We start from the raw sequence: 11,571 nt of genomic DNA on the forward strand, positions 1-11,571 counted from the left end.
CTTAAAGACTGAAATATCCAATGACATATATAAATACTCAAGGTTGGCTGAAAGGGTATAAACCCGTTGCAGTTATCGACATTGGTTCAAATTCTGTTCGACTTGTTGTTTATGAAGGCCTCGTACGTTCACCAGCAGTTTTATTTAATGAAAAAGTTTTTTGTGGTCTTGGTCAAGGTGTTGCAAAAACTGGAGTTTTGGAAGAAAAATCAATCGAGATGGCACTACGAGCACTGAAACGATTTTATGCTGTTTGTCAACAGGTTGGTGCAGATGAAATCTATACTTTAGCAACAGCAGCAGTACGAGAGGCAAAAAATGGATTAGCTTTTATTCAAAGCGCTGAAAATATTTTACAAAATAAAATACATGTTCTTTCGGGAAGTGAAGAAGCTATTTATTCAGCTTACGGAGTTATTTCTACTTTTTATCAGCCAAATGGTATGTCTGGTGATCTTGGCGGTGGAAGTCTTGAACTTATTGATATTCATGATTCTAATGTATGTGAAGGGATAACGTTGCCATTAGGTAGTTTACGACTGCAATATTTGTCAAATAATGATTTTATTTTGGCAAAAAAAATTGTTCATGAGCAACTTTGTAAATCTTCCATTGTTATGCGTAAAGATATATCTCGTTGCTTTTATGCAGTAGGGGGAACTTGGCGTAATCTTGCAAAATTATATATGGTCATCAAAAATTATCGATTACCTGTTATGCATGGCTATGAGGTTGATGCGCAGGAGATGGAGGAATTTTTGCTTCTTGTTATCAATGGTGGTATTGAAAAAATAAGAGAAATTTCAGTTATTCCCAAAAAACGTCGTCAGCTTTTAGCGTATGGAGCGATTGTTCTTATTGAACTGATTCAATGCATGAATTTAAAAAAAATAGTTTTTTCTGGAGCAGGGGTTCGCGAAGGTTTTCTTTATTCAAAATTACCACGAGAAGATCGTGTTTCTGATCCATTAATTACAGCATGTTTAGAAATGGCTATCTTAAGAGCACGCTCACCAAAACAAGCAAGTGAACTGATTGATTTTACCACAGGTGCATTTGAAGCTTTTGAAATTTTAGAAACTGAAAATGAATGTCGTTATCGTAAAGCTGCTTGTCTTCTTTCTGATATCGGTTGGCGTATACATCCAGATCATCGCGGTAATGAAGCAGCTAACCAGATAGCATTAGGATCTTATCCAGGAATTTCACATAAGGGACGTATTTATGCTGCATTAGCAGTCTTTTTCCGTAATACAGGCTTATCATTTGATAAGGAAGCTCCTGAGATTCTTAAATTAGCAACTAGCGATATTGTTGAAAAAGCAAGAATCCTTGGCGGAATTATGCGTATCGCTAATCTTTTTAGTGCCTCTACTGCAGGAATCTTACCTAATTTATCATGGCAAAAAAAGCTAGACAATATTGTATTACATATTCCAGCGCGCTATGCAAATTTAATAAGCGAACGGCCTTATAAACGCTTACAGCAATTATCAAAAATAACTAAATTTCCCTTAGTTTTTGAAGTTTTTTGATTCCTTTGCAAGGTGAAATATCAAAATATTTATTATAATATTTTCATATTTATAAACTAAAGTTTTTTGATCGTTACTTCTCCGTTGTTATAATAAAATGCTATTTGACCTTTTAACATTTGTTCCGCTTTTTGACCAAAAATTTCATAACGCCAACCATTCATAGCAGCGATATTATGAATAATATTGCCATTAGAAATTTTTTCTAAATCACTGGATGTTGCAATAATTTGAGGTGCAATATTATTTTCGTTTGCAACAAGCTTTAATAGTACTTTAAGAAGATCAATTGTAACAGCTGTTTTATCATCAATAGCATTATACTTGGGAAGGGCAGGTAAAGTAGCAAGATCAGCTTTTAAGCCTTGGTGTATGGCTTCGATTAATGTATGCACAGCTGGTGAATGATGCCAGCTTTTGTTAATGCTACGTAAACGATACAGAGCAGCTTCATCCTTTGGTTGTTGGATTGCAATTTCAATAAGACATTCATCTTTCATTATATGGCGACGAGGGACATTATATTGGCGTGCTTCACGTTCACGCCAAGCTGCTATTTTTTGCAATACGGCAAGTTCGCGTTTTTTTGTGATTCTTCCTTTTACTTTTTTCCAAGCTTCATTTTCTGGTATATCATATGTCGTCGGTGTTAAGAGGAGTGCCATTTCATCATGCATCCAATGAGTACGTTTTTTTTCCTCTAATTGTTTTTTTAGTGCAAGATAGACGTCTCTTAGATAAGTAACATCAGAAACTGCGTAGAGCAGTTGCTTTTCAGAAAGGGGGCGACAGCTCCAGTCTGTAAAACGAGATGATTTATCAAGATGATGTCCAGTGCAACGTTGTACAATTTGATCATAGGAAATAGAATCACCAAATCCACAGATTGATCCTGCTACTTGCGTATCAAAGAGGGGAGAGGGAATAATTCCTCCGAGATGATAAATAATTTCGATATCTTGGCGTGCAGCGTGAAAAACTTTAACAACTTTTTTATCAATCATTAGATCAAAAAATGGTTGTAGATTAATATCTTGCGCCATTGGATCAATAAGTATTGTAATATCTGGTGATGCAACCTGAATCAGGCATAGCTGAGGCCAGAAGGTTGTTTTACGTATAAATTCAGTGTCTACTGTTACAAAATTAGATTTGCGCAAAGCGGCAATAGAAATTTCAAGATCTATAGTGTTTGTAATAAGTTCCATTATTTTATTATAGCTAAGTAGATTAAATTTGTCTTTTATTGTATTTTTTTTAGTCTTTTTAATCATACCTTGACAAATGATTGTTAAAAGGCGTTTGTAACGTATGTAAGGTAAATTACAACCAAAGGAAAAAATATGCACCGTTACCGCAGTCATAATTGCGCTGCTCTTCGTAAATGCGATATGGGAAGGCAGGTTCGCCTTTCTGGGTGGGTTCATCGTGTCCGTGATCATGGTGGAATTCTTTTTATTGATCTACGAGATCATTTTGGAATTACACAAATTGTTGTTGATCCTAATTCACCAGCATTTACAATTATAGAAAAGGTGCGTTCTGAATGGGTCATTCGTGTAGATGGAGAAGTACGTGCTCGTGCTGATGAAGTTATTAATGCAGCTCTCCCAACGGGTGAAATTGAAATTTTTGCGAAAGAGGTTGAAATTCTTTCAAAAGCTGATGAACTTCCTTTACCAGTTTTTGGCGAGCCTGATTATCCTGAGGATATTCGACTAAAGTATCGTTTTCTTGATTTACGTCGAGAGACTATGCACAAAAATATAATGCGTCGTACTGAGATTATTGCTTCCATAAGGCGGCATATGCAAGATTGTGCTTTTACAGAATTTACTACACCAATTTTAACAGCTTCATCTCCAGAAGGAGCACGTGATTTTTTGGTTCCAAGCCGTATTCATCAGGGAAAATTTTATGCATTACCTCAGGCACCTCAACAATATAAGCAGTTGTTGATGATGTCTGGTTTTGATCGTTATTTTCAAATAGCTCCATGTTTTAGAGATGAAGATCCACGAGCAGATCGTTTACCAGGTGAGTTTTACCAATTAGATATTGAAATGAGTTTTGTTGAACAGGAAGATATTCTTGTAACTATGGAGCCAATTATACGCTCTATTTTTGAGGAATTTGCAGATGGGAAATCTGTAACGCAAAATTTTCCTCGTATTTCATATGATGAAGCAATGCAGAAGTATGGTTCAGATAAACCTGATTTGCGTAATCCAATTATTATGGAAGATGTTTCTCAGCATTTCCGGGATTCTGGTTTTAAGGTTTTCTCTCAGATTTTAGCGAGTGATCAGAATGCATGTATTTGGGCTATTCCTGCAAAAAATGGAGGTAGCCGTGCTTTTTGTGACCGCATGAATGCATGGGCTCAGGGTGAGGGACAACCAGGTCTTGGTTACATTTTTTGGCGTGAAGAAAATGGAAATTTTGAAGGAGCCGGCCCTATTGCTAAAAACATTGGTGAGCAAAGATCCGAAGCTATTCGTGTGCAACTTGGACTTGAAAGTGGTGATGCTTGTTTTTTTGTTGCAGGAGATCCAAAGAAATTTGCATCTTTTTCTGGAGCAGCACGTACACGGATAGGAGAGGAATTGGGGCTTATTGATCGAGAATGTTTTTCTTTTGCTTGGATTATTGACTTTCCATTTTTTGAATGGAATGAAGACGAAAAAAAACTTGATTTTGCGCATAATCCTTTTTCAATGCCTCAAGGTGGAAAAAATGCTCTTGATTCTCAAGATCCTCTTTCTTTGAAAGCTTTTCAGTATGATCTTGTTTGCAATGGTTATGAAATTGCATCAGGTGGAATTCGTAATCATTCACCGGAAATGATGCTTAAAGTTTTTAATCTTGCAGGCCTTTCTCAAGAGGTTGTAGAAGAGCGCTTTGGTGGTCTTTATCGTGCATTTCATTATGGTGCGCCACCACATGGCGGTATGGCAGCAGGTGTTGATCGCATCGTTATGCTTTTGCAAGGTGTAAAAAATTTACGCGAAGTTTCTTTATTTCCAATGAATCAGCAAGCGCTTGATCTTTTAATGAGTGCTCCATCCGATGTGTCTGCTGTGCAGTTAAGTGATCTAGGAATTCGAATTACCCCAACAGTTAAAAATAAGTAAGGGAGCTGAATTACACTATTTATGTATGTAACTTTGGATAAAAATATCTATAATCTAACCAACTTTTACAAACCCGTGCCCTATTAACTGCTCAACAAATAGCTCAAACGGTGAAAATGGCAGCTGAACTGGATGAAAAAGCACGTACTGATACTAGAGTAAAACAATAGACTACCTAGGAGTTTGTACCAAGTTTTCCAAAAGATTGAGGAAGCGTAGATTTTAGAGGGGAATAAAATGAAATCAAATTTACTCATTCTAATCATGACAATATTAACAGCAATAGCATTAACAGGATGCGGAGAAGAAAGGCCATACCCAAACGCAGAAAACTGTGCACCAGAAGCATTTGAAAAAGCATATAATAGTCTTCAAAGTAACAGGAATCGAGATGCTTTTAAAGCAGAATGTGATGCATTCAATGAACATCGCCGTCGGACTGAATGGAAGTTTGTACCAAGTGCTCCAAAAAATTGGCTCGACTATGATTTTGGAACAACAGATTATGATTATGAAACAATAAGTGATTAGTAAGTGATTAGTATGAGATATAAACTTACTTTAGGTCTCTTAATAACAGTTGGAACAGTAATATTTGTTGATTCAGCAATGGCGGAACAGCTTACCAGTAATGGAATAATGGATGACGTATTGAATCGTTTTCATAACGCAGCTTCTACATGGGAAGTAGTAGTTATAGCGGCAGCATCTCGGTTATTTTAGGCATTAACTACGATTTCAATGGTCTGGACATTTGGCATGATGGCTTTGTGAAAAGCCAACATTGGTGAATTTTTTGCAGAATTTGTTCGTTTCACCATGTTCATTGGTTTTTATTGGTGGCTTTTGACAAATGCCTCTATTGGCATGAACATTGCAGGCACTATAATAAAATCATTACAAACTCTAGGCGCTCAAGCAAGTAACTTACATATGAAAGCCTTTACACTATCCAGCGTTATTGATGTAGGATTTCAGATATTTCATAATACTATATTGAATGTTTCATGGATGAGTCCATTTAGTTCATTGGGTGCTTTTTTATTGGCTGCTAGCATTTTGATTATTGTAGCATTAGTTGCGATCAATCTACTTCTTGTCATGGTGTCAGCTTGGATTCTACTATATGCTGGTGTTTTTTCTCGGTTTTGGTGGAAGCCGTTGGACTTCTGATATAGCTATCAACTACTACAAAACAGTGTTGAGCATTGCTGTTCAATTCATGTCAATGATACTATTGATTGCAATTGGCCAGACTTTTCTTAATCACTATTATACACAAATAAGTAAAGGCATATCTTTGCAAGAATTGGCTGTTATATTGGTTATTTCTTTAATCTTGTTATCCTTAGTCAATAAGGTTCCTCTAATGATTTCTGGAATTATGACAGGTGCCAATTTAGGTGCAATCGGTAACACAGTGGGTGTCGGCACAGCAATAAGCGCCACTGCGGCAGCAGCCACAGGGGCAGTGATGACCGGTAAAGCGGTAGCAGGAGCTGTTTCCGAAGTAGCTGGTGGTGTGTCTGCTCTTAAAGCCGCATACCAAAAAGCAGCATCTTCTATGAATTTTAGTAATGATACGCCAAGAATTGGTGATGTACTTAAACAAAGCAAAAACAGTGATAAGGGTCAGGAAGTGGCCACCATGAGCAGTTCACTATATGCCCAAGCTGCCGGTTATGCCAATATGGATAGTTCTTCAAATATTAGAGGTTTTGACACAGTGGTTCAAGCCGCTAAATTGGCCACAGGAACCACTTCAGAATTGGCCAAAGGCATTGGCTCACAAATAAAAAAAGGATTACAAGAACGAATTAAAGAGACGACAGGTGGAAAAATCGCTCAATCTATCCGTGAAAGCATGGAGCCCAAAGAAGAGAGCCAAGAAAATCAATTCTGGGAAAATAGCTTGAGCAAAGCTGATATAAACGACGAAGTTGCAGCATTTAGCTAAAAATAAAATTTTTTAAATTAAAAATTAGGAATATATAACATAAGGAGTTTCTTATGAAAAAAATGCCTAAGAGTTATATAACTGATGCTGAACGCAAAAAATTGCAAGCAAGTGGGTTATCTCAAAATTGTATTTATATACTTGAAGCAGAAGCAGCAGAAAAAGCTAATGACGGCCAAACAAAATGGGAGTGGTTAGCAATGATTGAGTATCCAGCGCACTCTCTTTTATGTCTTAGAAAATGGCGTGGTGCACAGTTTATTCGTGATATGGGTTTTTCTACCAAGAGTGCAGATGAAGAATATGGTTCAGACTGGCTAGATAAAGGCGTTGTGATAGGAGGTCACCATTTCTAATAATTTGAAGAATTTTTTTTGATAAAAGATGGATATAAAAAAGAAATAGAAAAGACATTATTATTTCAAACATTGAATAATGTGCAACTGGATTTTTCTAATAATTTACGCAGTATTGGCCGCAGTGATGATATATTATTAATTACTGATACAGAACGCAATTTCATTGGTGATGATTTGTTACGCTATGCTAATAGCAAATTTGAGCGGTTTTATAGAAGACTTGTTCCTTATTTTTAAAATTGCTACCTTACATTATGTCTGATGAGATGATTCGATCCTTTGATAAGGAGCATATTGAGCCAATAGAATTGCGATCTGCTTTGCAAGAACGCTATTTGGCTTATGCACTTTCTACTATTACACACCGTGCTTTGCCTGATGTACGTGATGGGTTAAAGCCTGTTCATCGACGTATTATCCATGCGATGCGCTTACTCAGACTTAATCCTGGACAAGCTTATGCTAAGTGTGCCCGGATTGTAGGTGATGTAATGGGAAAATTTCATCCTCATGGCGATGCATCTATTTATGACGCATTGGTACGTTTAGCTCAGAGCTTTTCTGTTCGCTATCCATTAATTGATGGACAGGGTAATTTTGGTAATATTGATGGAGATAATGCTGCAGCCATGCGTTATACAGAAGCACGTATGACTGAAGTGGCAATATTACTTCTTGAAGGAATTAATGAAAATGCGATTGATTTTCGTTTAACCTATAATGAAGAAGATGAAGAGCCTATCGTTTTACCAGGAGCGTTTCCTAATCTTTTAGCTAATGGTTCAGCAGGTATTGCTGTTGGTATGGCAACGTCTATTCCGCCACATAACGTTGCAGAACTTTGTGATGCCGCATTATATTTGATTGCTAATCCCCATGCAGATCATAAAGATTTAAGTCAATTTGTGCTTGGGCCTGATTTTCCAACAGGCGGTATTTTGGTTGAACCTAAAAAAAGTATTGAGGATTCTTATCGTACAGGGCGTGGATTATTTCGATTGCGTTCACGTTGGCATCAAGAAGAGGGGAATCGAGGTTCTTATGTGATTGTTGTTACAGAAATTCCATATCAAGTACAAAAATCACGCCTTATTGAAAAAACAGCAGAGTTATTGCTTGCTCGGCGGTTACCGATGCTTGAAGATATTCATGATGAATCAGCAGAAGATATTCGGATTGTACTAGTTCCAAAAAATCGCACAATTGATCCAGAACTTTTGATGGAGTCACTTTTTAAGTTAACGGATTTTGAAGTGAGGTTTCCTCTTAATCTTAATGTATTAACTTTAGGAAAAGTGCCTAATGTCCTTTCTTTACGTGAGAGTTTGCAGCAGTGGCTTCAACATCGTAAAGAAGTGCTTATTCGCCGTTCAAATTATCGACTGAATGAAATTGATTGTCGATTAGAGATTCTGCAGGGGTATCTTATTGCATATTTGAATCTTAATGAGGTGATACAAATCATTCGTGAACATGATGAACCGAAAAAAGAATTGATTTTGCGCTTTAAATTAACCGAGAATCAGGCTGAATCTATTTTAAATATGCGATTGCGTTCTTTGCGTAAGCTTGAAGAATTTCAACTTCGTAAAGAGTTTGATTCTCTTAAGATTGAAAAGGAAAAATTACAGAATTTATTAAATTCCAACATCAAGCAATGGAAAGTTATTGCTGAGGAGATTACAAGAGTTCGTAAAATTTTTGGTCCTGAAACTTTCTTGGGAAAAAGGCGTACAACATTTGAAGATGCACCAAGGCATGATGAAAATGATATTCATCAAGCGATGATTGAAAAAGAACCCGTTACTATTGTTATTTCCGAAAAAGGTTGGGTGCGTGCTTTAAAGGGCCATTTGAACGATTATAAAACTCTTTCTTTCAAAGAAGGCGATGGTTTGAAGCTAGCATTTCCAGCATTCACTACAGATAAAATCATAGTGATAAGCACTGGCGGAAAGTTTTTTACTATTAGTGCCAATACTTTGCCTGGAGGAAGAGGTCATGGCGAACCAATTCGTATTTTAGTAGATATGAATAATGAGCACGATATTCTCACAGCTTTTGTACACAATGTGCAGGGCAAAAGACTTTTAATTTCATCCTATGGCAATGGCTTTATTGTTTCTGAAACTGATATTATTGCTAATACACGAAAAGGAAAGCAAGTGATGAATGTAAAATCTCTTGATAGTTTGAAGCTTTGCATTCCAGTAGAAGGCGATTACATTGCAATAGTTGGAGAAAATCGAAAAATGCTTATTTTTTCTATTGAACAAATACCAGAAATGAGTCGTGGTAAGGGTGTTCGCTTACAACGTTATAAAGATGGTGGTATTGTCGATGCCAAAACTTTTACTTTATCAGAAGGTTTGAGTTGGCAAGATACAGCTGAGCGTAGTTTTAATCGCCAGGCTAATGAACTCGTTGAGTGGATGGGAACGCGCGCGGGAACCGGGCGTTTAGTTCCGAAGGGATTTCCAAAATCAGGTAAATTTTTTAGTTAGTACGATGTAGTGTGTTTGATTGCTTGCTTATAAAAGTGTCGTAAAAAATATTAAAGATTTTATTATAGCAAAAAACTTTATTTTATTAACTAGATTGATTCAGAATTATGTTGCGTAAAAAAACGCCCATGTTCAGCCCACAAGACAAGAAGAATAGCTGTGAGACTGAGAAAGAAAAATCCTGCTGAATTAGGAATTGTTGTTTCATCAAAGCATTGTGCTATGAAAAAGCCAAGGCCTGTACCAATGGATGTTTGAAGAAAACCAGATACAGAAGACGCAGTTCCAGCGATTTTTCCTAGAGGTTCAAGGGCAAGTGTATTAAAATTAGCCATAATACCACCACATGTAAACATTAACATACAGTATAATATCATAAAGAATGGAAAAGATATAACGCCGTCTTTTAAAACTGACCCAAAAAACCAAATACATGAAATACTAGCAAACAGTAGAAGCATTGTATGAGAAATCCGTCGCATTCCAAAGTGCCCAACGAGACGAGAATTGAGGAAAGATGATACAGCTTGAAATGCAGCGCCAAGAGCAAAGGCAGCAGGAAACCACATGCCTAAATTATAGATTCCTTCATAAACTTGTTGCGATGTATTAATAGCAGTAAAAATGCAACCTAAAATAATAGAAGTTGCGAGTGTATAGCAAAGTGTTGAGCGGTTAGTAATGATAAGCCGTAAGTTATTTTTGACGGAAGAAAAAGAAAGAGATCGTGGTGTATAAAGGGTTTCAGGCAAGCGTATTTGAATCCAAATCATCAATCCAAAACCAACAATTGCCATGAATATAAAAATTAATTGCCATTGTCCAAATAACAAAATAATTTGCCCTATTGCTGGCCCAATCATTGTTGCAAGAAGAAAAATCATCATGACTATGGACATGACTTCTGCCATTTTTCGACCATCGTAGAGGTCGCGTATAATGGATATTGTGAGCACACGCATGGCTGCTCCTCCAACACCTTGCAAGATACGTAGAATAAGTAATATGTGAAAACTGGATACAAATATACATCCAATTGCTGCAAATGAGTAACAAGCAAGGCCTATAAGGGTGAGTTTATGCCGTCCATAACGATCACTTATTGGGCCAAAAAATATTTGCGTAGCACCATAGCTAATAAGATAACAAGAAATGATATAATGCTGGTCATTTTCATGAGTAGCATGCAAGCTGTTTAAAATATCAGGCATAGCGGGCAGCATGATATCAATTGCTATCGAGTTGATTGCCATAAGTGCTGCAATGAGGATAACGAATTCTTTATATCCAATTTTTTTTTTAATTGTATCTATGTGCTTTTGTTCGTCGGCAGAATATGACATATGTATCCTTAAAATAAAAAATTGCGACTGAACAATACTTAAAAGAATCCGAATAAATTAGAGATATTTACGATTTGGTAAAAGTTATGCTTCTCTTTTTCAAAAGTTCTTGTAACTCATTGTTTTGAAACATTTCTTTGACAATATCACAACCACCAATAAATTCACCTTTAATATAGAGTTGTGGAATTGTTGGCCAATTTGAATAATCTTTTATTCCTTGACGTAATTCATTAGAAGTTAAAATATTAACTCCTTTATAATTTACCCCTAAATAGTTAAGAATTTGAACAACTTGTCCAGAAAATCCACATTGAGGAGAACTAGGGGTCCCTTTCATGAATAAAACAACTTCGTTTGTTTTAATTTCATTATCAATAAAATTATGAACAGTAGTCATTATCATTCCTCAAGATTGTGGATTTAGAAAAACACACATTTATACCCATGTCATTTTTTAATCGTATTCACAGAATGAATGCAAGAGAAAATTTTGAGATTATTTAGGAACACTTGTTTGCAGACTTAAAGCATGAAGAACGTTTCCCATATTTCCTTTAAGAGCATCATAGACCATTTTATGCTGTTGAACACGGCTTTTTCCTCGAAAATTTTCTGAAATAACTTCAGCTGCGTAATGTTCGCCATCTCCAGCAAGATCACGAATTGTTATTTTTGCATTAGGAATGCTTTCACGAATAAGGGCTTCAATTTCATCTGCACTCATTGCCATGGACAT

Annotated in this window: 11 protein-coding genes and 1 pseudogene; 8 read left to right on the forward strand and 4 right to left on the reverse strand. The window is 36.4% G+C overall.

What is annotated here, in order from left to right; translation table 11 throughout:
• Positions 1-20 precede the first annotated feature (20 nt).
• Entirely contained in the window at positions 21-1,535 is a 1,515-nt protein-coding gene (locus O99_RS00875) for a Ppx/GppA family phosphatase (protein WP_035005729.1), read from the forward strand.
• 56 nt (positions 1,536-1,591) lie between these two features.
• On the opposite strand, the gene rnd is transcribed toward O99_RS00875, so the two are convergent.
• A complete protein-coding gene (gene rnd, locus O99_RS00880) occupies positions 1,592-2,746 on the reverse strand; it encodes a ribonuclease D (RefSeq protein WP_035006660.1) in 1,155 nt (384 codons plus the stop codon).
• A gap of 132 nt (positions 2,747-2,878) precedes the next feature.
• On the opposite strand from rnd, the gene aspS reads away from it, so the two are divergent.
• From aspS to parC, 7 genes and pseudogenes are all read left to right on the forward strand, one after another.
• The gene (gene aspS, locus O99_RS00885; RefSeq protein ID WP_035005731.1) at positions 2,879-4,669 is read left to right on the forward strand and encodes an aspartate--tRNA ligase; all 1,791 of its coding nucleotides are present in this window, start codon (positions 2,879-2,881) and stop codon (positions 4,667-4,669) included.
• A 237-nt stretch (positions 4,670-4,906) separates the two neighbouring features.
• Positions 4,907-5,200: an entry exclusion lipoprotein TrbK gene (trbK, locus tag O99_RS00890; protein ID WP_051668837.1), complete on the forward strand. Its 294-nt coding sequence runs from the start codon at positions 4,907-4,909 to the stop codon at positions 5,198-5,200.
• A gap of 12 nt (positions 5,201-5,212) precedes the next feature.
• Entirely contained in the window at positions 5,213-5,392 is a 180-nt protein-coding gene (locus O99_RS07005; RefSeq protein WP_235692183.1) for a hypothetical protein, read from the forward strand.
• A 96-nt stretch (positions 5,393-5,488) separates the two neighbouring features.
• Positions 5,489-6,626 (forward strand): annotated as a pseudogene (gene trbL / locus O99_RS00895) (P-type conjugative transfer protein TrbL).
• A gap of 53 nt (positions 6,627-6,679) precedes the next feature.
• Positions 6,680-6,982 (forward strand): hypothetical protein, encoded by a 303-nt coding sequence (locus O99_RS00900; protein ID WP_035005734.1) that lies wholly within the window; start codon positions 6,680-6,682, stop codon positions 6,980-6,982.
• An 18-nt stretch (positions 6,983-7,000) separates the two neighbouring features.
• Complete coding sequence (locus tag O99_RS00905; RefSeq protein WP_035005736.1) at positions 7,001-7,222, forward strand: hypothetical protein; 222 nt, start codon at positions 7,001-7,003, stop codon at positions 7,220-7,222.
• 17 nt (positions 7,223-7,239) lie between these two features.
• Positions 7,240-9,489 (forward strand): DNA topoisomerase IV subunit A, encoded by a 2,250-nt coding sequence (gene parC, locus O99_RS00910; protein ID WP_035005737.1) that lies wholly within the window; start codon positions 7,240-7,242, stop codon positions 9,487-9,489.
• 89 nt (positions 9,490-9,578) lie between these two features.
• Here parC and O99_RS00915 read toward each other — a convergent pair whose 3' ends face one another.
• The 3 genes from O99_RS00915 to O99_RS00925 all read right to left on the reverse strand — a co-directional run bounded on the left by O99_RS00915 (position 9,579) and on the right by O99_RS00925 (position 11,565).
• Positions 9,579-10,832, reverse strand: coding sequence for a multidrug effflux MFS transporter (locus O99_RS00915; protein WP_035005738.1), 1,254 nt, complete (start codon positions 10,830-10,832; stop codon positions 9,579-9,581).
• Between the two features lie 67 nt (positions 10,833-10,899).
• Positions 10,900-11,232: a Grx4 family monothiol glutaredoxin gene (gene grxD / locus O99_RS00920; RefSeq protein ID WP_035005740.1), complete on the reverse strand. Its 333-nt coding sequence runs from the start codon at positions 11,230-11,232 to the stop codon at positions 10,900-10,902.
• 99 nt (positions 11,233-11,331) lie between these two features.
• Positions 11,332-11,565 carry a BolA/IbaG family iron-sulfur metabolism protein gene (locus O99_RS00925; RefSeq protein ID WP_035005741.1) on the reverse strand — a complete coding sequence of 78 codons (234 nt, stop codon included), beginning with the start codon at positions 11,563-11,565 and terminating at the stop codon, positions 11,332-11,334.
• Positions 11,566-11,571: the final 6 nt, after the last annotated feature.

It is taken from the genome of Bartonella rochalimae ATCC BAA-1498 (assembly GCF_000706645.1).
Lineage (GTDB): Bacteria > Pseudomonadota > Alphaproteobacteria > Rhizobiales > Rhizobiaceae > Bartonella > Bartonella rochalimae.

Coding starts and splice junctions, on each gene's coding strand:
- O99_RS00875 (WP_035005729.1), top strand. CDS start 21: ATGACATATATAAATACTCAAGGTTGGCTGAAAGGGTATAAACCCGTT.
- parC (WP_035005737.1), top strand. CDS start 7,240: ATGTCTGATGAGATGATTCGATCCTTTGATAAGGAGCATATTGAGCCA.
- aspS (WP_035005731.1), top strand. CDS start 2,879: ATGCACCGTTACCGCAGTCATAATTGCGCTGCTCTTCGTAAATGCGAT.
- O99_RS00925 (WP_035005741.1), bottom strand. CDS start 11,565: ATGGCAATGAGTGCAGATGAAATTGAAGCCCTTATTCGTGAAAGCATT.
- trbK (WP_051668837.1), top strand. CDS start 4,907: ATGAAATCAAATTTACTCATTCTAATCATGACAATATTAACAGCAATA.
- grxD (WP_035005740.1), bottom strand. CDS start 11,232: ATGACTACTGTTCATAATTTTATTGATAATGAAATTAAAACAAACGAA.
- O99_RS07005 (WP_235692183.1), top strand. CDS start 5,213: ATGAGATATAAACTTACTTTAGGTCTCTTAATAACAGTTGGAACAGTA.
- O99_RS00915 (WP_035005738.1), bottom strand. CDS start 10,832: ATGTCATATTCTGCCGACGAACAAAAGCACATAGATACAATTAAAAAA.
- O99_RS00900 (WP_035005734.1), top strand. CDS start 6,680: ATGAAAAAAATGCCTAAGAGTTATATAACTGATGCTGAACGCAAAAAA.